Origin of the sequence: Elongatibacter sediminis, assembly GCF_037892215.1 — a bacterium.
GTDB classification, from domain to species: Bacteria; Pseudomonadota; Gammaproteobacteria; order Xanthomonadales; family SZUA-36; genus Elongatibacter; species Elongatibacter sediminis.
Genome location: NZ_JAZHOG010000004.1, coordinates 157,749 through 181,045, shown reverse-complemented (window position 1 = coordinate 181,045; position 23,297 = coordinate 157,749). Strand labels below are relative to the sequence as shown.

General features: G+C 61.8%; 23 protein-coding genes. 7 read left to right on the top strand and 16 right to left on the bottom strand.

What is annotated here, in order from left to right; all coding sequences use genetic code 11:
- Positions 1-11 precede the first annotated feature (11 nt).
- Genes prpC through V3330_RS07635 form a run of 3 tightly spaced genes read right to left on the bottom strand, consistent with a single transcriptional unit; the run spans position 12 to position 3,002 of the window.
- A complete protein-coding gene (gene prpC, locus V3330_RS07645; RefSeq protein ID WP_354694810.1) occupies positions 12-1,133 on the bottom strand; it encodes a bifunctional 2-methylcitrate synthase/citrate synthase in 1,122 nt (373 codons plus the stop codon).
- The gene (gene prpB / locus V3330_RS07640; protein ID WP_354694809.1) at positions 1,126-2,028 is read right to left on the bottom strand and encodes a methylisocitrate lyase; all 903 of its coding nucleotides are present in this window, start codon (positions 2,026-2,028) and stop codon (positions 1,126-1,128) included. Before prpB ends, prpC begins: the two co-directional genes overlap by 8 nt.
- The gene (locus V3330_RS07635) at positions 2,025-3,002 is read right to left on the bottom strand and encodes a malate dehydrogenase (RefSeq protein WP_354694808.1); all 978 of its coding nucleotides are present in this window, start codon (positions 3,000-3,002) and stop codon (positions 2,025-2,027) included. The genes prpB and V3330_RS07635 overlap by 4 nt, the downstream gene beginning before the upstream one ends.
- 163 nt (positions 3,003-3,165) lie before the next feature.
- Between V3330_RS07635 and V3330_RS07630 the strand changes: the two genes are divergently transcribed.
- Both V3330_RS07630 and typA read left to right on the top strand, forming a co-directional pair.
- Entirely contained in the window at positions 3,166-4,356 is a 1,191-nt protein-coding gene (locus tag V3330_RS07630) for a 4-phosphoerythronate dehydrogenase (protein ID WP_354694807.1), read from the top strand.
- A 30-nt stretch (positions 4,357-4,386) separates the two neighbouring features.
- The gene (gene typA / locus V3330_RS07625; protein WP_354694806.1) at positions 4,387-6,222 is read left to right on the top strand and encodes a translational GTPase TypA; all 1,836 of its coding nucleotides are present in this window, start codon (positions 4,387-4,389) and stop codon (positions 6,220-6,222) included.
- 40 nt (positions 6,223-6,262) lie between these two features.
- On the opposite strand, the gene V3330_RS07620 is transcribed toward typA, so the two are convergent.
- The 4 genes from V3330_RS07620 to V3330_RS07605 form a co-directional block, all read right to left on the bottom strand.
- Positions 6,263-8,137 (bottom strand): M61 family metallopeptidase, encoded by a 1,875-nt coding sequence (locus V3330_RS07620; RefSeq protein ID WP_354694805.1) that lies wholly within the window; start codon positions 8,135-8,137, stop codon positions 6,263-6,265.
- 122 nt (positions 8,138-8,259) lie between these two features.
- Entirely contained in the window at positions 8,260-8,760 is a 501-nt protein-coding gene (locus tag V3330_RS07615; RefSeq protein WP_354694804.1) for a tetratricopeptide repeat protein, read from the bottom strand.
- Between the two features lie 89 nt (positions 8,761-8,849).
- Complete coding sequence (locus V3330_RS07610; protein WP_354694803.1) at positions 8,850-10,232, bottom strand: class II 3-deoxy-7-phosphoheptulonate synthase; 1,383 nt, start codon at positions 10,230-10,232, stop codon at positions 8,850-8,852.
- 15 nt (positions 10,233-10,247) lie between these two features.
- Positions 10,248-10,751, bottom strand: coding sequence for a disulfide bond formation protein B (locus V3330_RS07605; RefSeq protein WP_354694802.1), 504 nt, complete (start codon positions 10,749-10,751; stop codon positions 10,248-10,250).
- Positions 10,752-10,923: 172 nt separating this feature from the next.
- Here V3330_RS07605 and hutU point away from each other — a divergent pair, with 172 nt between their 5' ends.
- The 5 genes from hutU to feoB all read left to right on the top strand — a co-directional run bounded on the left by hutU (position 10,924) and on the right by feoB (position 17,876).
- Positions 10,924-12,579, top strand: coding sequence for a urocanate hydratase (gene hutU / locus V3330_RS07600; protein ID WP_354694801.1), 1,656 nt, complete (start codon positions 10,924-10,926; stop codon positions 12,577-12,579).
- Positions 12,580-12,582: 3 nt separating this feature from the next.
- On the top strand, positions 12,583-14,097 hold the full coding sequence (gene hutH / locus V3330_RS07595) for a histidine ammonia-lyase (protein ID WP_354694800.1): 1,515 nt from the start codon (positions 12,583-12,585) through the stop codon (positions 14,095-14,097).
- Between the two features lie 51 nt (positions 14,098-14,148).
- Positions 14,149-15,396, top strand: coding sequence for an imidazolonepropionase (hutI, locus tag V3330_RS07590; protein ID WP_354694799.1), 1,248 nt, complete (start codon positions 14,149-14,151; stop codon positions 15,394-15,396).
- 91 nt (positions 15,397-15,487) lie between these two features.
- Positions 15,488-15,724: a FeoA family protein gene (locus tag V3330_RS07585; RefSeq protein WP_354694798.1), complete on the top strand. Its 237-nt coding sequence runs from the start codon at positions 15,488-15,490 to the stop codon at positions 15,722-15,724.
- A complete protein-coding gene (feoB, locus tag V3330_RS07580) occupies positions 15,717-17,876 on the top strand; it encodes a ferrous iron transport protein B (protein ID WP_354694797.1) in 2,160 nt (719 codons plus the stop codon). The genes V3330_RS07585 and feoB overlap by 8 nt, the downstream gene beginning before the upstream one ends.
- A gap of 184 nt (positions 17,877-18,060) precedes the next feature.
- Here feoB and rplQ read toward each other — a convergent pair whose 3' ends face one another.
- From rplQ to rpmD, 9 genes are all read right to left on the bottom strand, one after another.
- Complete coding sequence (gene rplQ / locus V3330_RS07575) at positions 18,061-18,447, bottom strand: 50S ribosomal protein L17 (protein WP_354694796.1); 387 nt, start codon at positions 18,445-18,447, stop codon at positions 18,061-18,063.
- A 39-nt stretch (positions 18,448-18,486) separates the two neighbouring features.
- Positions 18,487-19,473 (bottom strand): DNA-directed RNA polymerase subunit alpha, encoded by a 987-nt coding sequence (locus tag V3330_RS07570; protein WP_354694795.1) that lies wholly within the window; start codon positions 19,471-19,473, stop codon positions 18,487-18,489.
- Between the two features lie 63 nt (positions 19,474-19,536).
- Positions 19,537-20,163: a 30S ribosomal protein S4 gene (rpsD, locus tag V3330_RS07565; RefSeq protein WP_354694794.1), complete on the bottom strand. Its 627-nt coding sequence runs from the start codon at positions 20,161-20,163 to the stop codon at positions 19,537-19,539.
- 12 nt (positions 20,164-20,175) lie between these two features.
- Positions 20,176-20,559, bottom strand: coding sequence for a 30S ribosomal protein S11 (rpsK, locus tag V3330_RS07560; protein WP_354694793.1), 384 nt, complete (start codon positions 20,557-20,559; stop codon positions 20,176-20,178).
- Positions 20,560-20,626: 67 nt separating this feature from the next.
- Positions 20,627-20,983: a 30S ribosomal protein S13 gene (gene rpsM / locus V3330_RS07555; RefSeq protein WP_354694792.1), complete on the bottom strand. Its 357-nt coding sequence runs from the start codon at positions 20,981-20,983 to the stop codon at positions 20,627-20,629.
- A gap of 106 nt (positions 20,984-21,089) precedes the next feature.
- On the bottom strand, positions 21,090-21,203 hold the full coding sequence (gene rpmJ / locus V3330_RS07550) for a 50S ribosomal protein L36 (protein WP_354694791.1): 114 nt from the start codon (positions 21,201-21,203) through the stop codon (positions 21,090-21,092).
- Between the two features lie 78 nt (positions 21,204-21,281).
- Positions 21,282-22,625, bottom strand: a complete 1,344-nt coding sequence (gene secY, locus V3330_RS07545) for a preprotein translocase subunit SecY (RefSeq protein ID WP_354694790.1) — start codon at positions 22,623-22,625, stop codon at positions 21,282-21,284.
- The gene (gene rplO / locus V3330_RS07540; RefSeq protein ID WP_354694789.1) at positions 22,625-23,056 is read right to left on the bottom strand and encodes a 50S ribosomal protein L15; all 432 of its coding nucleotides are present in this window, start codon (positions 23,054-23,056) and stop codon (positions 22,625-22,627) included. Before rplO ends, secY begins: the two co-directional genes overlap by 1 nt.
- A 45-nt stretch (positions 23,057-23,101) precedes the next feature.
- On the bottom strand, positions 23,102-23,296 hold the full coding sequence (gene rpmD / locus V3330_RS07535; protein ID WP_354694788.1) for a 50S ribosomal protein L30: 195 nt from the start codon (positions 23,294-23,296) through the stop codon (positions 23,102-23,104).
- Between the last annotated feature and the right edge of the window lies 1 nt (position 23,297).

The window sequence follows — 23,297 nt, the reverse complement described above, 5'->3', positions numbered from 1 at the left end:
CCGGCGTTCGCTCAGCGGTCGCCGATCGGAACGTAACTCCGGTCGTCCGGACCCACGTAGTCCGCTCCGGGACGAATGATACGGTTGTTGGCGCGCTGCTCGAAACAGTGTGCCGCCCAACCCGTCACCCGGGACATGACGAAGATCGGCGTGAACAGCTTGGTGGGAATTCCCATGTAGTGGTAGGCGCTGGCATGAAAGAAATCCGCGTTGGCGAACATGTTCTTGCGCTCTTTCATGGTGCGTTCGACCGCATCGGAAACGGCGAAGAGCAAGGGATCATCTTTCAGTTCGGCCAGTTTGCGTGACCACTCCTTGATAATCGCATTGCGCGGGTCACGCAGCCGGTAGACCGCGTGTCCGAAGCCCATGATCAGCTCTTTCGCTTCCAGCTTCCGCAGCACGTCGGCAACCGCTTCCTCTTCGGAGGCGTATTGCTCGATCATATCCATGGCAGCCTCGTTCGCGCCACCGTGAAGCGGACCGCGCAGCGAACCGATCGCAGCGGTAATGCACGAATGCAGGTCGGACAGGGTCGACGCGCAGACCCGGGCGGTGAACGTCGACGCATTGAACTCATGTTCCGCGTACAGGATCAGTGAAACGTCCATGACACGGCGTTCGAGATCGCCGGGTGCGGTGCCGTGAAGCATGTGCAGAAAATGCCCGCCGATGGTGTCCTCGCCGGTATCGGTATCCGCGCGCACGCCGTCGTGGCTGTACCGGTACCAGTAGACAACCATGGACGGCAAAGCCGCGAGTAACCGTTCGGCCACGTCCATCTGGCGCGAGAAATCCCCTTCGGGTTCGATATTTCCAAGGAAGGAGCAGCCGGTTCGGAGCACATCCATGGGATGAGCCGATGCCGGGATGCGCTCCAGCACTTCACGCAATGCCGGCGGCAGATCACGGTGCCCGTCAACTCGCGCGCGAAACGCTTCCAGTTCCGCGGCAGTCGGCAGTTCTCCGTGCAGGATCAAATGGGCGACTTCGTAGAACGTCGACTGTTCGGCCAATTCGACGACGTCGTAGCCGCGGTATCGCAGGCTGTTGCCTTCGGCGCCGACGGTACAGATCGCCGTTTGGCCCGCCGACTGACCTCGCAGGCCGGCTCCGGTATTTTTCTCAACCATGATGATCCTCTGTTGATTGGGGTTCGTCATCCGCAAACAGATTATCCAGTTTGCGTTCGTAGTCGTGATAGCCCAGGTAGTCGTAAAGTTCCTCCCGGGTCTGCATGATGTCCAGAACGTCGCGCTGATGGCCATCCTCGCGCAAGGCGCGATAGACGGTTTCCGCCGCCCGGTTCATGGCCCGGTAAGCCGAGCAACAGTACAGAACGATATCGACTCCGACCGCTCCCAGCTCGGCGGTGGTGAACAACGGCGTGTGGCCAAATTCGGTGATGTTCGCCAGCACCGGGACTTTCACGGCCTGCTTCAATCGCGTGTACTGATCGAGTTCGCGCATGGCTTCGGGGAAGATCATGTCGGCACCGGCCTCGACGCAGGCGACTGCCCGTTCGATGGCACTGTCGATGCCTTCGACCGCCAGGGCGTCGGTACGCGCCATGATCACGAAACGGTCATCGCCACGCGCATCCACGGCGGCCTTGACCCGGTCGACCATTTCGGACTGCGACACGATGGCCTTGCCCGGCCGGTGGCCGCAACGTTTGGTGGCGACCTGATCTTCGATATGCATGCCGGCGGCTCCGGCCCGAATCAGGGAACGCACCGTGCGGGCAATACCGAAAGCTCCGCCGAAGCCGGTATCGGCGTCCACCAGCAAGGGCAGCGTGCTGGCCTGGGTGATGCGTTCGACGTCCACCAGCACATCCTGCAGAGTGCTGATGCCCAGATCCGGCAGGCCCAGCGAATTCGCCGCCAATCCACCACCCGAAATGTATATGGCGCGGTGGCCCAGACGCTCGGCCATCCGGGCCGTATAGGCGTTGATGGTGCCGACGACCTGCAGAGGCGCTTCGTTGGCGACCCTGTCGCGCAGCAGCTGTCCGGGTGAACTCACAGCAGATCCTCGACCGCGGCGCGCTCCTCTCGCAGTTCGGCGTCGCTGGCATCCATCCGTTCACGGCTGAATGCATCGACGTCGAGACCCTGCACGATCTCCCAGCCACCGTCCCGGCAGACACAGGGGTAGGAATAAATCACGCCCGGCTCGATTCCGTAGCTGCCATCGGCCGGAACCGCCATGGAAACCCAGTCACCTTCGCGGGTGCCCAGCGCCCAGCTGCGGATGTGATCAATGGCCGAGGATGCGGCGGAAGCGGCACTGGACGCGCCGCGCGCCTTGATAATCGCGGCACCCCGCTGTTGCACATCGGGAATGAAGGTTTCGCGGTACCAGTCATCGTCCACCTGTTCCGGTGCCGGTTTGCCATCAACCTCCGCAAAGCGGATGTCCGGATACTGCGTGGAGGAATGGTTGCCCCAGATCACCATTTTGCGGATGCGATCGTGATGCACGCCGGTTTTCATCGCCAGTTGGGCCAGCGCACGATTGTGGTCGAGGCGAGTCATGGCGGTGAAATTCCGCGGATCCAGGTCGGGAGCGGCGGCGCTGGCAATCAGCGCATTGGTGTTGGCGGGGTTGCCGACCACCAGGACTTTGACGTCGCGGGACGCGACTGCATTCAGCGCGCGCCCCTGCGGCCCGAAAATCTTGCCGTTTTCGGAGATCAGATCCTTCCGTTCCATGCCTGGACCCCGGGGCTTCGCGCCAACCAGCAAGGCGTAATCGGCTTCGTTGAACGCCACTTCGGCGTCGTCCGTCGTTACGGTGCCCGCCAGCAGGGGGAACGCGGCGTCCTGCAACTCCATGGCCACCCCTTCGAGCGCACCCAGGGCGGGCGTGATTTCCAGCAGTTGCAGTATGACGGGTTGGTCCGGGCCCAGCATGTCGCCCGCGGCAATCCGGAAACAGAGTTGATAGCCGATCTGGCCTGCGGCGCCGGTTATGGCAACGCGAACGGGTGATTTCATGCCTGACTCCTTGCGATATGATCGGGAATTCGAAGATGGTCCGGCGGCGGCGGGCCGACCGGTGCAAAACCCGACTATTATAGACGATTAAATTGAACTCCCACCCATTCAATACGTTAATAGTGCCCTTTCCAGCCCTAATACTGACGGGGGCGGCCCGAGCATGAGCCAGGTGTACGGCGAAGGCCCCTCGAACGCGGACGAATCGCCGCTGCGCATCGTCGCCGACGCCAATATTCCGGGCCTGGACACGACGTTCGCACAGCACGGTTCCGTGACCCGGCTGAATGGCCGAAACCTGACTTCCGCCGACCTTCGTACGGCCGATATCCTCCTTGTCCGTTCCGTGACCCGGGTGGATGCCCGTCTGCTCGATGACACTCCCGTCCGGTTCGTCGCCAGCGCGACCATCGGCACCGATCATCTCGACCGCGACTGGCTGGACCGGAACGGCGTCACCTGGATTCATGCGCCCGGCTGCAACGCCGATGCAGCCGCCCAGTACAGCGTTGCGATGCTGTTGCTTTCCGCGCGACGGCTGGGTTTCGAGCTCTCACAGAAGACGCTTGGCGTGGTCGGTCACGGCAATGTAGGCAGTCGCGTCGGGTATCTGCTCAATGCGCTAGGGATCGAATCGGTCCGGATCTACGATCCGCCACTGGCCGAAGCCGGACAAAGCGAATTCTGCTCCATGGACGAGATTTCCCGTTGCGACATCATCAGTCTGCACGTCCCTCTCACCCGATCAGGCCGCTGGCCGACGTTTCATTTGATCGACCGTGACTTTCTACGGCGCCTGCCTGCGGGGGCTCTGCTGGTGAACAGTTCGCGCGGCGACGTCGTGCACGGCGAAGCCCTGCTGCGCTGGCTGCGGGCCGGGAAAGGCCACGCCGCACTCGACGTTTGGCCCGGCGAACCGAGGCCGGATCCCGAACTGATTCGGGCGGCCACGGTGGCAACCCCGCACGTCGCCGGCTACAGCCTCGACGGAAAATACCGGGGCACGCTGTGTATCTATGCTGCTTTTCGTGAATGGCTGGGCAAGGATCCGGCAGCACCCGAACTGCTGCGTACCCTGCCCCCACGTCACTTGCCGGAGGCAACCCGGACCGCGGCGGACGCCATTCTGGCCGCCTGCCCGGTGGAGCAGGACGACGCCGCAATGCGCCGCCTGACCGAAGCGACCGCGACCGAAATCGGCACCGGATTCGACGCCCTGCGCGCAGGCTATGCGCCGCGCCGCGATTTCGCCGGCTGGCAGGTGCCCACCGAGCTGCCGCAAAACCTGAAAAACCAACTCCGTGCGCTGCGCTTCGACACGGATTTCATTGATTTAACGCCGAAAACCGGTTAATGTGCGCGCCCCGCCAATCGGTACAACCCCGTGATCGAAAATCTCAGAAATATCGCCATCATCGCGCACGTCGATCATGGCAAGACCACGCTCGTCGATCAGTTGCTGCAGCAATCAGGCACACTGGGCGAGCGCGCCGCGCGCCCGGAAAGGGTCATGGACTCCAATGACCTGGAACGCGAACGCGGCATCACCATCCTGTCCAAGAACACCGCCATTGACTGGAATGACGGCGAAACCGACTGGCGCATCAATATCGTGGACACCCCGGGGCATGCCGATTTCGGCGGCGAGGTGGAGCGCATTCTCAGCATGGTCGATTCGGTGCTTCTGCTGGTCGATGCCGTCGACGGGCCGATGCCGCAGACCCGCTTTGTCACCCAGAAATCCTTCGAGATGGGATTCAAACCCATCGTCGTCATCAACAAGGTGGACCGCGAGGGTGCCCGCCCTCACTGGGTCATGGATCAGACGTTCGACCTGTTCGACCGGCTGGGCGCAACGGATGAGCAACTCGACTTCCCGGTGGTATACGCGTCGGCCCTGAAGGGCTACGCATCCCTCGACGACAAAGCAAGGGACGGCGACATGCGCCCCTTGTTCGAGGCCATCGTCAAGAATGTGGCGCCGCCGGAAGTGGACGCGGAAGGCCCGTTCCAGATGCGGATTTCGTCCCTGGACTACAGCTCCTATGTCGGCGTCATCGGCATAGGCCGGGTTCAGCGCGGCAGTTGCCGGCCCAACCAGGCGATTTGCGTGATCGACCGAGAAGGCAATGCGCGGAACGCGCGCATCCTGCAGGTACTGGGCTTTCGCGGACTCGAACGCACCGAGGTGCCTTCAGCCCAGGCCGGCGATATCATCGCCATCACGGGCGTGGAAGGTCTCGGAATATCCGACACCCTGTGCGACCGCGAACATCCCGACGCACTGCCGCCGCTGACCGTGGATGAACCCACCATCAGCATGACTTTCCGAGTGAACAACTCCCCGTTCGCCGGAAGGGAAGGCAAGTACCTGACCAGCCGGCAACTGCGCGAGCGCCTGTTGCGCGAGGCGAGCCACAACGTGGCTTTGCGCGTGGAGGAGACCGACGACGCCGAGAAATTCAAGGTATCGGGCCGCGGTGAACTGCACCTGTCGATCCTGATCGAAACAATGCGCCGCGAAGGCTATGAACTGGCCATCTCGCGCCCCGAGGTGATCATTCACGAGACGGAAGAAGGACTCGAGGAACCGTTTGAACAGCTGGTCGTAGACCTGGAAACCGACTACCAGGGTCCGGTCATGGAACGCCTCGGTGAACGCCGTGCGGAACTTCAGAACATGCAGCCTGACGGCAAGGGGCGGGTGCGCCTGGATTACCTGATTCCGGCACGAGGCCTGATTGGATTCCAGAACGAGTTTCGCACCCTCACCGCCGGCACCGGACTCATGTTCCACGTGTTCAGCCACTATGGCCCGTTCCAGACCGGGGGCATTTCACCCCGCAACAATGGCGTCCTGATCTCCAAATCCACAGGCAAGGCCGTGCCTTACGCGCTGTTTAATCTGCAGGAGCGGGGCCGTCTCGTCGTCGAGGCCGGCGCGGATATCTACGAAGGTCAGATTGTGGGCATTCACAGCCGTTCGAACGACCTGACCGTCAACCCCAGCAAGACCAAGCAGCTCACAAACATCCGAACTGTACTCAAGGATGACAACGTGCAGTTGGCTTCCCCGCAGCGCATGACTCTTGAACAGGCCCTGGAATTCATTGAAGACGACGAACTCGTCGAAGTCACGCCAGCTTCGATCCGCCTGCGCAAGACCCATTTGAAGGAGCACGAGCGCAAGCGCGCCGATCGTGAACGCACGGAGGCCTGAGGCCGGTCGCGCGCAGGTATTCACCCCGGGGGGCCGCTGATCAGTTCTCGATGAATTTCAGCTTAACGCCCAGCCACCTGGACAGCCGCGTTTTTTCGCGGCGGCTGATATCGGACCGGATCGTAATGAGGTACTTGTCGGCAATGGCGTGCTGGACTCGAACCGGGATCTCCAGGAGCCGGTCATGCCGCACCAGGGTCAGGACCACGGTGTCATCCACTCGAAGTCTCTGCAGCCGGTCCGCCAGGTTATTCCGCGTCACGCGGGTGCCGGCAATCGCCAGCAGTTCATCGGCGGGTAGAATGCCGGCCGCCGATGCGGAACCACCCTGCACGACCGCACTGACGACCAGACCCGGCTGCTCCTGATCCCAGATGATTCCGAATCCGGCCGGCACCGGACGACCGGCAGCTTCCGCGGCCGTGCGGGACGGGTGGCGGTCGATCTGCAGGCCATACCAGTTCAGGGCGCGATCGATGTCCGGGTCCCGGGTCGTGCTCAGCAACGACTCGACCCGTTCCCGGGCCGGTGCGCCGGCCATCTGTTCAATCAATTCCGCGAACGCTCCGGGCGGGTAACCCGCTCCTTGCTGCCCTTCAGGGCCGAAATTCCGGTATAGCGTGCGCATCACCGAGTCCAGGCTTTCGGCGTGATCGGTCTCGCGCCGAACGATCGCGTCGGTGACGAAGCCGATCAACGCGCCCTTCCGGTAATAGCTGATATTCGAATTGATGCTGTTGGGGTCCGGTTTGTAATGCTTGATCCATGCGTCGAAGGAAGCCAGCTCAGCGGAGCGGACCCGTCGACCGGGCGTGGTTTCATAACGGTGGAATTCCGCGGCGAGCAAGGTGAAATATTCATCGACAGTGATGGTGCCAGAGCGAAACAGCAGCAGGTTGTCGTAGTAGCTGCTCAAGCCTTCGGCCAGCCAGAGATCGCGGGTGTACATTTCGCGTTCGTAGTCGTAGGACACCAGCGCCCGGGGCCTCAGACGCCGGATATTCCACGCATGAAAGAACTCGTGAGTGAGCAGCGAGAGCCAACGGACGTAATCCTCGCGGTCGCGCATCTGCCACAACCCCGATAGCAGCACCGTGCTGTGGTCGTGCTCGAGTCCGCCGGTACCGTCCGCGATCACGTTCAGGAACAGGTAGGGCCGGTCGAACGGATTCGAGCCCCAGAAGTCCTGCACCGCCCCGACGATACGTGATGCGTCCCGGGCCGCCGCTGTCCCGTCCCACAGATCGGTTTCACCCTGATTGACCAGTGCATACGCCTGGTCCTGGACCGTGAACGGGTACCTGGCGGCATTCCCCGCCAGCAGGGGGCTGTCGACGAGCTCATCGTAATCGGTGGCCAGATATCCGCCGCCGGAGGCCTCCGGCAGCGCAATGTGTACCTGTTTCCACGCATCGGGAAGCTCGACTCGCAGGCGTTGTGGCCGGTATCGGCCGGATTCGCTGAACAGAAAGATACCCGCTCCGTTCAGCAGGGCGAACGCGGGTTCTACCCAACTCGTGTGAACAGCCAGTTCTCCCGCCCACACCGCGTAGGAAACGATGACTTCGGGTTCGCCTCCGGCGTCGATGCGCCAACGGTTCTTGGCCACCTTGCGCAGCGACAGGGTGCGTCCGTCCCGGGCCGTGGCCCGCATGCGTTCCACTTGCGCGGCGTAGTCCCGGATCAGGTAGGAACCCGGTGTCCAGTTGGGCATTGTCAGTTCAAGCACGGGCCCCTCGGAAGGGGTCCGCATCTCCACATCGACGTACTGTGCGTTCAGATCGCCGAAACTCACGCGATGCTCCACAACGGGTTCGGGATCGGGCCCGGCCGGTACATCCCGTTGGGCGACAGCCGGCCGGAATCCCGCGGCCATCAATCCGAAGATCACCCATGCGGCGATCAGCGGTCGCATTCCGGCTCCTGTGCAATCAACATGTGGGGCGGCGAGTCCGGCGGCGTGCGACGGTCTGACCAATGCCAGGCAAACCCACCGCATGAAGCGCCGGTTTGCTTATCACCGCTGCCGGAAGCCATTCAAGGGGGAGGAGATGAGACGCCCAGCTTTCCGCTGCGGTCGCGTGCCGTCGCGACCTGCTTCTCGTTGAGAATACCGTCCAGCTCGGCCAGCAGGGCTTCACTGCCGGAATGCCCCCGCTCACGGGCGAGTAGCAGCCAGGCGTAGGCCTCGACAGGATCGCGATCCACGCCGTGACCGTGCAGGTGCAGAACCGCCATGTTGTATTGCGCGCGGCTGTGCCCTTGCTGCGCGGCTTTGCGGTACCACTGCGCCGCCAGTTTGTCGCTCTGGACAACACCGGATATCGACGGGTCACTGTCCGCCTTGTAGTAGAGGTAAGCCAGATCGTACTGCGCTTCAGCGTCTCCGAGTTCGGCCGCCTGCCGCAATTTGCTGTAGGGCTGCAGATAAACCGTATGGGCGAAGCGCTTGTCACGGGGATCAACAGCCAGCGCAGTACTGGCCTGTATCACCAGGAACAGGGCCAGCACACTGCAGATTGGCCGTACTGAACGCATGTGCATTTCCGCCTACGAAAACCTTCATAGACATTATACCGCGCGACCCCCGCCCCGCAAAACCCGACCCGGCAGCGCTTTGCCCCGGATCAGCCCGCCTGGCCGTACTTTTGCACGATGAGCATCGCCAATTCCAAGGACTGCTCATAGTTGAGACGCGGATCGACGGTGGACTTGTAGGCACGATTGAGGTCCGCCTCGGACAGGTCGCGAGCGCCACCCGTGCACTCGGTAACGTCTTCGCCGGTCAGCTCGAGGTGGGCACCGCCAAGCCGGGATCCGGCCGCGCGGTGAATGTCGAATGCCAGGTCCATTTCCCGCATGATACGCCGGAACCGCCGGGTTTTGATGCCGGATTCGGTGGATTCGGTATTGCCGTGCATCGGGTCGCATATCCACAACACGGGACTGCCCTGATCCTCCACCGCCTGAATCAGGGGCGGCAGGCACTCTTCGATGCGGCTCTCGCCCATACGGTGGATCAGCACGATGCGGCCCGGCTCGCGCTCGGGGTTCAGCGTATCGAGCAATTGAGCGACCCAGTCGGCGGTCATGCCCGGTCCCACCTTGATTCCGATGGGATTGCGGATTCCGCGGAAGAACTCGACATGAGCTCCGTCCGGTGCGGCGGTGCGCATTCCGATCCAGGGGAAATGCGTGGACAGGTTGAACCAGCCCCATTGGCGGGGAACCTGGCGGGTCAATGCCTGTTCATAATGCAGGTGCAGGGCCTCGTGCGAGGTGAAGAAATCGACCCGTCTCAAACTACCCGCATCCGTTCCGGTAAGCGTTTCCAGAAAGCGCAATGAGTGACCGATGTTGTCCGCGATTTTCTGGAACTCCTCAGCCAGCGGCGAGTGCTCCACCCAACTCAGATTCCAGTATTCGGGGTGGTGCAGATCGGCAAAACCGCCGTCGACCAGCGCCCGCACGAAATTCATCGTCATGGCCGAACTTGCATGTGCCTGAATCAGGCGCGCGGGATTCGGCACGCGAGCCTCTGGCGTGAAATCGATGGCGTTGACGATATCCCCGCGGTAGCTCGGCAAGGTCACGCCGTCACGGGTTTCGGTATCCGAGGAGCGCGGCTTGGCGTACTGACCGGCGAAGCGTCCCACACGCAATACCGGCATCTGCAGGCCGTGTACGAGGACCAGGCTCATCTGCAGCAGCACCTTGAGGCGGTTGGTGATCAGCGGCGAGGTGCATTCATTGAAGTTCTCGGCGCAGTCCCCGCCCTGCAGCATGAAACGTTTGCCCACCTGCGCTTCGGCAATCTGCTCTCGCAGGGAGAGAATTTCCCACGAAGTGACCAGCGGCGGCGATTCCGCGAGCTGACGTACTGCCGATTCCAGTTGGGCTTCATCCGGGTACCGGGCCTGCTGCAGGGCTTCACGCCGCTGCCATGATTCCGGTTTCCAGTTTTCCGGTTCCCGCACCTGCTGAACGGGCGGCCGAGCATGCTTGATCATCAGACTTTCCTGCTGTTACACCATTTTCCGAGCCCGGACAACGACGCCCAGGGTGATTACTCCGAGGCCAATGTAACAGATCAATGTCCACGATGGCATGCTCAGCCCCATGAATGTCCAGTCGATGGTCGCGCATTCACCCGACCCGTAGAACACCTGCGCCATGACTTCGGCGAACGGCATCGTGTCGAGCATGTAATTGAGACCCATGCCGCAATCCGGGACCTGGTCCGGTGGCAAGCCCTGGAGCCAGACGTGACGGCCGGCGATCACGGCGCCCGCGGCCGCCCCCAGCATCACGAGTGCTCCATAGAACGCGCGACCCGTGGGGCCGGGGCCGTGGATTGCGGCCATCAGCGCGAAGACACCGATCCAGACGAAGGCAACCCGCTGCAGCACGCATAGCGGACAGGGATCGAGAAACTCCACGTGCTGTACGTACAAGGCGTACGCCAGCACGCTCACGCAGAAAAGCGCGACGGCGAGAAACCAGATTCGGGGCCGGACAAAAATGAACATGCTTGAAAGTACTCCCGCATCAGACGGCCGCGCATTAGGCGCTAAGCCCTCATCAGACCGGATTGTGGGGATCGGGTTCCATTATACTCGCTAGTTTTAGACGCCGAATGGATGCCGGGACGAGCAAGTCTGCGGGCACGTTCGGCACACTATCGACCCGGACGAAAAATACATGAGTGCGACAAGAAGACAAATCGAGGCTCCCACCGGCAAGGAAATCAGTTGCAAGGGTTGGCACCAGGAGGCCGCCCTGCGCATGTTGATGAACAATCTGGATCCCAACGTGGCCGAAAAGCCGGACGATCTGATCGTCTATGGCGGCACCGGCAAGGCGGCACGGGACTGGGATTGCTATGAACGCATCGTCAAAACGCTGAAGCGGCTCGAGAATGACGAGACCCTGCTGATCCAGAGCGGCAAACCCGTCGGTGTGTTCCGCACCCACGACCAGGCGCCGCGCGTACTGATCGCCAACGCCAACCTGGTGCCACGCTGGGGCAACTGGGACGTGTTCCGCGATCTGGAACGCAAGGGTCTGACAATGTACGGCCAAATGACGGCCGGTTCGTGGATTTACATCGGTTCCCAGGGCATCGTGCAGGGAACCTACGAAACTTTTGCGGAGTGTGCGAACCGGCATTTCGGGGGTTCCCTGGCCGGCAGGCTCGTGGTCACTGCCGGTCTGGGCGGCATGGGAGGCGCCCAACCGCTGGCCGTGACGATGAACGACGGCAAGTGCCTGGCCGTCGAGATCGATCCCTGGCGCATCCAGAGGCGGGTCGAAACCGGATACTGCGATCGCATGTGCGAAGACCTCGACGAAGCGCTGTCGGCTCTGGAACAGGCTCCGGGAGCACTGTCGGTGGGTTTGCTCGGGAACATCGCCGACATATTGCCGGAGTTGGCGCGTCGCGGAATCGTGCCTGATGTGATCACCGACCAGACATCGGCCCATGACCTGCGTGAAGGCTACATTCCGCTGGGCCATTCACTGGAATCCGCCACCGAATTGCGATCAGCCGACCCCGAACGTTACGACAACGAGGTTCTGGACGCCATGGTGCTGCACGTTCAGGCCATCCTGGACCTGCAGAAGCGCGGCGCCATCTGCTTCGACTACGGCAACAACCTGCGCGGACAGGTGGCCGACCATCGGGGCATGTCGGAGGCCTTCGACTTTCCGGGCTTCGTACCGGCCTATATCCGGCCTCTTTTCTGCAAGGGCGCCGGACCGTTCCGTTGGGCCGCATTGAGCGGTAATCCAGCGGATATTGCGGTCACCGACAACGCCATCCTGGAGCTGTTTCCCGAAAAAGAAGCGCTGGCCCGCTGGATCGAAAAGGCACGCCGGCAAATCCATTTCCAGGGGTTGCCGGCACGCATTTGCTGGCTGGAGTATGGCGAACGGGCCGAAGCCGGACTCAAGTTCAACTGGCTGGTGCGCAAGGGCAAGGTTGACGCCCCGCTGGTCATCGGGCGCGACCACCTCGATACCGGCTCGGTCGCCTCGCCCAACCGGGAAACCGAGGCGATGCTCGACGGCTCGGATGCCATTGCCGACTGGCCATTGTTGAATGCCATGCTCAACACCGCCTGCGGGGCCAGCTGGGTCTCGATCCATCACGGCGGCGGCGTGGGCATTGGTTACTCCATGCACGCCGGGATGGTATGCGTTGCCGACGGCAGCGCCGAAGCCGACCGGCGCCTGGAGCGCGTCTTGACGGCCGACCCCGGAACCGGCGTCATGCGGCACGCCGACGCGGGTTATCCCGAAGCCATCGACACCGCCCGTGAACGGGGTGTCGATCTGCCGATGATCACGGGCTGAGCCATGACCGATTCATCCTCGCATTCGTTGACGATTGCCCGTCTTTATGCCGACATCGCGGCCAGCATGTCCGCTCTTCGCCGCGCCCACCCGAGGGTCGACCGCTCGCGGGAAACCGTTCTCAAGGCCCTGGACGACGGCAAGGCCCACTACGGCATCAATACCGGTTTCGGCGTGCTTGCCAACAAACGCATCGACGCCGACCAGTTGGCGGAACTGCAGCAGAACATCCTGCTCAGCCACGCCTGCGGCGTGGGTGAGCCGGTACCGCGCGAGATCACGCGCCTGATGCTGCAGTTGAAAATCCATGCACTCGGTCTGGGTCAGTCCGGCATTTCCCGCTCTACCTTCGACCAGTTGCTGGCGCTGGAAGCGGCTGACCTCCTGCCCTGGGTTCCCAGCCGGGGCAGCGTAGGTGCCTCCGGTGACCTGGCTCCCCTGGCCCACCTGTGCCTGCCGCTCATCGGCCGCGGTGAAGTCTGGAGCGATGATGGCGCAAAGCAGCCTGCGGCCGAAGCCCTGGGTGCACACGGGTTATCCGCCATCCGGTTGAAACCCAAAGACGGCCTGGCGCTGATCAACGGAACCCAATTGATGGCCGCTTACGGTGCGTTCGTGCTCGAACGCTCGCAACGCCTGCTGAAACTCGCGGACATTCTGGCCGCCATGAGCCTGGAAGCCCTGCAGGGCAGCGCCGTTCCCTTCGATGAGCGCATCCACGACCTTCGCCCACATGCGGGGCAGTTGCAGGCCGCCAGCAACGTGCGCGTCCTGCTGGAGGCCAGCGAGATTCTCGACTCCCACCGCGACTGCGGGAAAGTGCAGGATCCGTATTGTCTGCGTTGCGTGCCCCAGGTGCACGGAGCCAGCCGGGATGCGCTGGCCTACGCGACGGGGGTTCTGGAGACCGAAATGAATTCGGTCACGGACAATCCCCTGGTATTCGATGGTGGAGACATACTCTCGGGCGGCAATTTCCATGGACAACCCCTGGCGCTGGCATTGGATTTCGCAGCCATAGCCCTGGCTGAACTCGGAAGCATTTCCGAGCGCCGGACCTACCTGTTGCTGGAAGGTCACGACGGACTCCCCAAGCTGCTCATGCAGGATACCGGCGTCAACTCGGGCTTCATGATTCCGCAGTACACCGCCGCCGCCCTGGTTTCGGAAAACAAGGTTCTCTGTCATCCCGCATCGGTCGACTCCATTCCCACCAGCCTGGGGCAGGAAGACCATGTATCCATGGGATCGATCAGTGCCGTGAAACTGTTGCAGGTGCTGCACAACGTGGAAAACGTTCTCGCCGTGGAATTGCTGACAGCGTCGCAGGCCCTGGACTTTCGGCAGCCATTGCAGCCGGGCGCCGGAGTGCTCGCGGCCCATCAGTACCTGCGCGGGTGCATCCCCCACGCCCGGCAGGATTATGAGGTGCGCAACGATCTCGACATCTGCGTATCCCTGTTGCGTGGCCATGATTTTCTGGCCGAAGTCGAACGGGCCTCGGGAGCGCTGGCATGACCGGCGGCCCCGGCGGCACACCCTGAGTCCGGCAAGCGCCGCGTCCGCCTCGTGCCGATCCTGAAGAACATCTCCCAACTGGCCACCTGCCCGGCGAACAATCCCCAGGGTGATGCCGGACTGCTCGAGGATTCCGTACTGGTCTGGCGGGGAGACCACATCGAGTGGGTGGGTCGGGCCGCGGACCTGCCAACCCGTTTTCATGGCGAAGCCGTCACCGACTGTGGCGGCAGACTCGTTGTCCCCGGCCTGGTGGACTGCCATACGCATCTGTGTTTCGGCGGTTGGCGGGGAGATGAGTTCGCCCAGCGCCTGGCCGGCGCAAGCTACCAGGACATCGCCGCCGCGGGCGGCGGCATCATGCGAACGGTGACCGCGACCCGCGCCGCAAGCAGCGGCGACCTGGAACGTACCGCGATGGGCCATCTGGCTCACATGCTGCGCCTGGGCGTCACGACGGTCGAATGCAAGTCGGGCTACGGTCTCAATTACGACACCGAACTGAAACAACTCCACGTGTACCGGACTCTGGCGGAACGCCAACCGGTCAGCCTGGTGGCGACCTATCTCGGCGGACATGTTCTTCCACGGGAATTCCGACAGGACCGGGAAGGCTACCTGCGGCTGGTTTGCGAGAGCGTACTTCCCACCGTCACTCGGAACGGACTGGCGGAGTTCTGCGACGTGTTCATCGAGGAGGGTGCATTCACCGCCAACGAGGCCCGGGTCATCCTGTCCCGCGCTCAAGAACTGGGACTGGGTCTGAAAGTCCATGCCGATCAATTGTCCGATGGCGGGGGTGCCCGGCTGGCCGCAGAGATGGGAGCCGTCTCGGCGGAGCACCTCGAGTACGTCGGCCCGGATGGCGTGCGTGCGCTGGCTGAGGCTGGTGTCGTGGCCGTCAGTCTGCCGCTCGCATCACTGTATCTGAAGGAACGCTACATCCCCGCCCGAAGCCTGATCGAAGCCGGGGTCAGGGTCGCGGTGGCGACCGATTTCAATCCCGGCTCGGCGCCAAGCTATCACCTGCCATTGGCCATGACCCTGGCCTGCCTGAACCAGAACATGACACCGGCGGAGGCACTGATGGGGGCCACCGCATACGCCGCACGTGCCATCGGACGCGGCGAGCGGATTGGCTCGCTGCAAGCGGGCTACCTCGCCGACATCGCCATCATCGACGCCCCGGACGTCAATCATTGGCTGTACCACTTCCGGGACAATGCCTGCACCGGCGTGATCAAATCCGGAAAATGGGTACACACTCGAACGCCTGTCCGGAACTTGTCTTCCGATTGACCTGACAGGGTGCTCAACTCGTCGATTTCCTTTACAATTATCCCATAAATGCGAATAACTCTCATTTGCGTCTGAATTCTTCGGAGTTACAGTGACACTCGCAGAACTGAAACCGGGTCAATCGGCCCGAATATTGAGTATCGACACGGGCGTGCCGGGCGTCATCCGGCTGATGGTGCTGGGCCTGATCGAGGACGCGATCGTCCGAATCGAGAATGCGGCCATCGGTGGAGACCCCATCGAGATCAGTCTGTTCGGAACGTCGGTGTCCGTCCGCCGCCAACATGCCCGCCATTTTCTCATCGAGCCGGTGACCGCCCATGGCTGACGCCTCGGTGATCGAGGTTCCGGTAAAGGCGATTGGCATACGCCGCAAGGCGCGCCATTCCTTCGTCGTCATCGGCAATCCCAATTCCGGCAAGAGTACCCTGTTCAACCGGCTGACCGGCCTGCGCCAAACCACTGGAAACTATCCCGGAGTCACCGTCGAAAAGCATGTTGGCATCATGCAGACGGAAATCGGGGCCATGGAACTGATTGATCTGCCCGGTATTTACTGCCTGGGCGGACAGTCGCTGGACGAACGCATCGCCGTGGACGTGATTCTCGGCAGGCTGGACGACGTCGCCCGCCCCTCCGGCATGCTGTTCGTGCTCGACGCGACCCACCTGTATCAGGGGCTCTACCTGCTGGAGCAACTGCTGGAAATGCAGGTTCCCACGGTCGTTGCCCTGACCATGACCGACCTCGCCCGGGCACGCGGCATCACGATCGATATCGATGCCCTGCAGGCGCGCCTTCCGGGAATCACCGTACGCGAGGTCGTGTCCACACGGCGCCAGGGTATCGAGGCCCTCAAACAGGAGCTGCAAGACCTGCACGAGCGGGCCGCTCCTGACTTTCCGGCGTCCTGGCCGGCTCTGAGCCACACGGCCCAGGAACTGGCCGACCGGACTTCCGGCGAGCTGACCCGCATGGATGTCATTCAATCCCTGCTCCATCCATCCTCCGATGCCGAGGCTCGCGCAAACGCACTGCTGAATGCCGGGGAATTGAAGTCCGCCCGCGAGGAGCTGTTCGGTACAGAGCCTCCACAGGCCGTAGAAGCGCGGCAGCGCTACCGGTGGGTGCGTGGCGTGCTGGGAGAGGTCCTGAATGAAGCCCCGCTTCTGGGACAGGTCGGTGCGCGACTGGGTAACTGGCTGAACCGCCCGTGGCCCGCCACCGTGGCATTTTTCGCTCTAATGGCCCTGGTTTTCCAGGCCGTGTTCTCCTGGGCCACGCCCATGATGGACGCGATCGACGCGGGCGCGTCCGATCTCGGGTTGTGGGTCAGCGCAGCAGCCGGTGACGGCATGCTGGGCAGTTTCCTGTCGGACGGACTCATCGCCGGGGTCGGCAGCGTCATCGTCTTCCTGCCACAGATCCTGATCCTCTTTCTGTTCATCATCGTCCTGGAGGATTCCGGCTATCTGGCTCGAGCGGCCTTCCTGATGGACCGGGTGATGCGCACGGTGGGCCTTTCCGGCCAATCCGTCATCCCCATGCTGTCCAGTTTCGCCTGTGCCGTACCTGCCATCATGGCCACACGGGTCATACCGGATCGCAGGGATCGAATCGCGACCATTCTCGCGGCACCCTTCATGACCTGTTCAGCTCGCCTGCCCATCTATGCCCTGCTGATCGCCGCTTTCGTCCCCGCAGGTTCACTGGGCTGGTTCAATCTTCAGGGCATCGTGCTGTTCGGCCTGTATCTTCTGGGCATTTTCGGTGGTCTGGTCACCGCCCGCCTGCTCAAGCTGACCGCCCTGCGCGGCCCCAAACCGGTTTTTGTCCTGGCCTTGCCGGAATTTCGCAAGCCCGACCTCGTGACCGTACTGCTCAAGTTATGGGACCGGGTACGTGTGTTTCTCAAGCGTGCCGGCACGGTGATCTTCGCCGTCGCCGTCGTGGTGTGGGTGCTGGCTTATTTTCCGCGCGCGGAGGTCGTCACGGACCCGCCCGGACCGTCGGTCACTTCAATGCAGGGCCCGGCCGGAGATACACCGCAGCAACAAGCCGAAGCGATGCAGCTGTCTCAGAGCTGGCTGGGCCGCATGGGGCGCTGGGTGGAACCGGTATTCGAACCCCTCGGCTGGGACTGGCGTGTGTCGTCCGCCGTGATTGCGGGCTTTCCGGCACGTGAAGTGGTGGTTGCCGTGCTGGGAACCCTGTACGCAGTGGGGTCGGACACCGACGAGGAAACCCTCGCCGGACGCCTGCGCTCGGCGACCTGGCCCGATGGCCGGCCCGTGTTCACCCTGCCCATGGTGCTCGGCCTGCTGGTCTTCTACGCATGGTGTCTGCAGTGTGCCGCGACCCTCGCCACCATTCGGCGGGAAACCAACAGCTGGCGCTGGCCGATCTTCGCGTGGTTCTACATGACGACGCTGGGTTACGTGGCGGCTCTTTTGATTTACCAGATTGGCAGTCGCTTGTAGGTCACTCCACCCCCGAGATCAATACCTCTTGCAGGCGCTGAAGGTCAGCAATCGGCTGAATGGGCAAGTGAGCTCTTTAGTTCGGCGGGGGTCCGAGCACTACTGATACTTTCCAGCAGCACAAAAAATGCCCGGCATTGCCGGGCATTTTTGGTTTCGTTCGTGTCAGTTGCGGGCACGCGGTTTATTCTGCCTCGACAACGTCCTCTTCGCGCGGCCGGTCGACCAGTTCAACGAACGCCATGGGTGCATTGTCACCGGCGCGATAACCGCATTTCAGAATTCGCAGGTAACCTCCGGGACGATCCACGTAACGCGGACCCAGTTCGTTAAACAGCTTGGTCACCACTCCCCGGTCGCGCAGGCGATCGAATGCCTGACGGCGGTGGGCGACGCTGTCTTGCTTGGCGAGCGTTATCAGAGGCTCGGCAACGCGCCGCAGTTCCTTGGCCTTGGGCACGGTGGTCTTGATGATTTCATTCTGAAACAGCGACGTAGCCATATTGCGGAACATCGCTTTGCGATGTGAACTGTCACGGTTCAGTTTTCTTCCTGATTTCATGTGGCGCATGGTCTTGTCCTTACGCTATCTGTCCAAAGCGGACGGCGGTCAGCCGTTCGCCAGGCTGGCCGGCGGCCAGTTTTCCAGCTTCATGCCCAATGAAAGGTCGTGCGATGCCAGCACGTCCTTGATTTCCGTGAGCGATTTCTTGCCCAGGTTGGGGGTTTTCAGCAATTCAACCTCGGTGCGCTGCACGAGGTCGCCAATGTACAGAATGCTTTCCGCCTTGAGGCAGTTGGCCGAACGCACGGTCAACTCCAGATCGTCGATCGGGCGCAGCAGCACCGGATCGATCTCCTGCGACTTCTGCTCGACCGCAACTTCCTGCCGCGCCTTGAAGTCGATGAAGACCGAAAGCTGATCGGCCAGGATATTGGCCGCGAGCTTGACGGCTTCCTCGCAATCGATCGTGGCATTGGTTTCAATGTCCAGGATCAGTTTGTCCAGGTTGGTGCGCTGCTCCACGCGGGCGGCATCCACGCTGTACGCCACTTTCCGCACCGGGCAGAAAGAAGCATCGAGCTGAAGTCGGCCGATCGGGCGACTTTCCTGCTCGCCAATCTCGAGCTGGGTGGCCGGCTGATAGCCGACGCCACGCGCGATCTTGAGTCGCATGTTGACGCTGCCGTCCTTGGTCAGGTTGCAGATCACATGGTCGGGATTCACCACCTCGACCGTGTGGTCGATCTGGATATCACCCGCCGTCACCGGACCCTGACCAGACTTGCTCAGGGTCAGAACCGCTTCCTCACGGTCGTGCATGCGGAGCGCGACGCCCTTGAGGTTCAACAGCACCTCGATGATGTCTTCCTGGAGGCCTTCCACGGCGGTGTATTCATGCAGCACGCCGTCCATTTCCACTTCGACCACGGCACAACCCGGAATGGACGACAGCAATACCCGCCGCAGCGCATTACCGAGCGTGTGCCCGAAACCGCGCTCGAGCGGCTCCAGCGTAATCCGTGCCCGGTTGGGGTTGACGGTGTCGACGCCCACGGCACCGGGCTTAAGCATGTTTTCAATAACGCCCATCATATGGATGGCCCTCGTAAACAGATTTCAAATTGCGGATTCAGTGTCAGACTGCTTCAGGAGCGGTTACTTCGAGTACAGCTCCACGATCAGACTCTCATTGATGTCCGCGGACAGGTCCGCACGGTCAGGCAAAGCCTTGACCACGCCCTCGAATTTCGAGGCATCGACTTCCAGCCAGTCAGGAACGAGATCCATTTCCTGGCTGAGGGTCAGCGATTCCTTGATGCGCAACTGCTTCTTGGCGCGATCGCGGATCGAAACCACGTCCTCTGGCGAAACCTGATAGGACGGAATATTCACGGGCTGGCCATTGACAGCCACACCCTTGTGCGACACCAGTTGACGAGCCTGCGCGCGGGTAACGGCGAAACCCATCCGGTAGACGATGTTGTCCAGCCGGCCTTCCAGCAGCCGCAGCAGGTTTTCACCCGTCGCGCCCTTCTGCTGCGCGGCGACTTTGTAGTAATTGCGGAACTGCTTTTCCAGGACGCCATAAATGCGGCGCACTTTCTGCTTCTCACGAAGCTGCAGCGCGTAGTCCGACAGGCGGGCGCGACGCGAGGAGCCGTGCTGACCGGGAGGCTGATTGAGTTTGCACTTCGACTCGAGGCCTCGTGCCGGGCTCTTCAGTTCCAGATCGACGCCTTCGCGACGTGCGAGTTTGCAGGTAGGTCCGATATATCGTGCCATTTCGTTACTCCGTCAGACGCGGCGTTTCTTGGGCGGCCGGCAACCGTTATGCGGAATCGGCGTCACGTCCGTAATATTGGTGATCTTGTACCCTACGGCGTTGAGAGCCCGCACCGAGGACTCACGCCCGGGACCCGGTCCCTTCACGCGAACCTCGAGGTTCTTCAGACCGTAGTCGAGCGCAGTCCGGCCAGCGGTTTCGGCCGCCACCTGGGCGGCGAACGGCGTGCTCTTGCGCGAGCCACGGAAGCCGGCGCCGCCGGAAGTGGCCCACGACAGCGCGTTGCCCTGCCGGTCGGTGATCGTGATAATCGTGTTGTTGAAAGAAGCATGCACGTGGGCGATACCGTCAACCACGGTTTTCTTCACCTTCTTTCGCTTGGTCGGTTTAGCCATGTAAATTCCGCCTTGTTAAATCGATACCGGCGATCACTGCCGCCGGAACTGCGTGTATTCGCTCGAATCAGCGCTTGATCGGGCGCCGCGGGCCCTTGCGGGTTCGCGCGTTGGTCTTGGTCTGCTGTCCGCGAACCGGCAGCCCGCGACGATGGCGCAGGCCGCGGTAGCAACCCAGATCCATCAATCGCTTGATGTTCATCGCCACTTCGCGGCGCAGGTCGCCCTCCACGGGGAACCGGGCGATTTCAGCACGGATCGCCTCGACCTCGGGTTCGGTGAGATCGCGAATCCTGGTGTCCGGTGCCACGCCCGCAGCTTCGCAAATCTGCAAAGCACGTGTACGGCCAATACCGTAGATGTGCGTCAGGCCCACCCAGGTGTGCTTCTGGACCGGAATATTGACTCCTGCTATGCGAGCCATGCTATGAACTCCTGTTTTCTCTGTGTCTTAGCGCCGCGCGAGTAAACGGCACATTATATCGAAACAAAATGGCTGGTAAAAGCCTGTAAACACTCTGGTTTTCAGCTCATCCCTGCCGTTGCTTGTGTTTCTTGTCCTTGCAGATCACATACAACACGCGCTTGCGGCGCACGATCTTGCAATTCCGGCAGATCTTCTTCACTGAAGCCTGGACTTTCATTTCCTTTCTCCCAAACATCCCGGTCACGGTCGATCACGACCGTTCCCGGATCAATCCGCCGCAGCGGGTTGCGAAGTCTTACCTCCGAACGACCCCTGATCGCCCGTAGGATTTCAGATTGGCCTTCTTCATCAGGCTGTCGTACTGGTGCGATATCAGGTGCGCCTGCACCTGGGCGATGAAATCCATGATCACCACCACCACGATCAGTACGGAAGTGCCGCCGAAGTAGAACGGCACGGCCCAAAGCACGCGCATGATATCCGGCAACAGGCACACCGCGACGAGATAAACCGACCCGACCATGGTCAGGCGGGTCAATACGAAGTCGATGTACTCGGCCGTCTGTCGTCCAGGCCGGATGCCCGGTATGAACGCTCCGGATTTCTTCAGGTTGTCCGCTGTCTCCTTCGAATTGAACACCATCGCCGTGTAGAAGAAGCAGAAAAACATGATCAGGGCCGAATAAAGAATCGTGTATGCCAGATTCCCGGGCGTCAGCGCCGCCGACACGTCAGTCATCCAGCTCATTCCTTCCGAGCCACTGAACCAGTTCACCAGGGTCGACGGAAAAATCACGATACTGGAGGCGAAGATCGCCGGAATAACACCGGACATGTTCACCTTGAGCGGCAAGTGAGTGGACTGATTCTGATACGCCACCCGACCCTGCCGCTGGGCGTAATTCACGGTAATTCGACGCTGGCCCCGTTCCACGCGCACCACGAAATAGATCACGCCAAGAACGAGAGCGATGATGAACAGGGTCGCGGGGATGCTCAGCTGACCGGTATTGACCAGTTCCAGCGTGCCGGCGACCGCGCGCGGCAATCCGGCGACGATGCCGGCGAAGATGATCAGCGAAATACCGTTACCCACGCCACGCTCGGTGATCTGCTCACCCAACCACATCAGGAATATGGTGCCCGCGGTCAGGGTGACGATGGCCGTGAAGAGAAACCCGTATCCGGGCGCCATCACGACATTTGACTGGCCCTGCAACGCGAACGCGACCCCACCTGCCTGTACGCCCGCCAGCAACACCGTGAAGTTACGCGTGTACTGCGTGATTTTCTGGCGCCCGCTGGAGCCTTCCTTTTTCAACTGCTGAAGCTGCGGTACGGCGCTCGACATCAACTGCATGATGATCGAAGCCGAAATGTACGGCATCACGCCCAGCGCAAACAGCGAGAATCGTTCCAACGCGCCACCCGTGAACAGGTTGAACACGTCCACGATCGTACCCTGCTGCGAATTCATGAACTGCAACAGGGCCTGCGGATTGACACCCGGCACCGGGATGAAAGTCCCGACGCGGTAGATGATCAGCGCGACGAACACGAACAGCAGACGCTGCCGCAATTCGGTCAGCCGGCCAATGCCGCCCAGGGCTTCCGCCATTTGTGATGGGCTGCGGGACATTACTCTACCTTGCCACCCGCCGCTTCGATCGCGGCCCGGGCACCTTCGGTGACCTTGAGCCCCTTGACCGATACGGCACGCTCGATATTGCCCGTATTGATGATTTTCACGGTACGAATGTCATGCCCCACGATACCCTCCTTCTTGAGGGTCTCGAGGTCGATGACATCGGCCTTCATCACCTGCACCTGGTACAGCCGAACCTCGCCGTTGTAGCGCGCTGTACGCGAGCGGAATCCCCGCTTGGGCAGGCGGCGCTGCAGCGGCATCTGGCCGCCTTCGAAACCGACCTTGTGAAAGCCGCCCGAACGTGCGCGCTGGCCCTTGTGCCCACGGCCGGCCGTTTTGCCGAATCCGGAGCCAATGCCGCGTCCCACGCGCTTGCGCGCCTTCTTACTGCCTTGTGCGGGGCTAAGCGTATTCAGTTTCATTTCGTCAATTCCATTCAGCAGGGTTCGCCGGACGGGCCGATAACATCAAGCCTCGGCCACGCGAACCATGTAATCGATCCGGTTCACCATGCCGCGAACCGAGGGCGTATCCTCGAGCACGACGGTCTGGTGCATTCTTTTCAGCCCGAGCCCCCGCACGCACTCTCGGTGGCGCGGCTTTGCGCCTGCCGGAGAGCGAACCAGGGTTACGGCGATCTGTTTGGATTTCTTCTTGGCCATG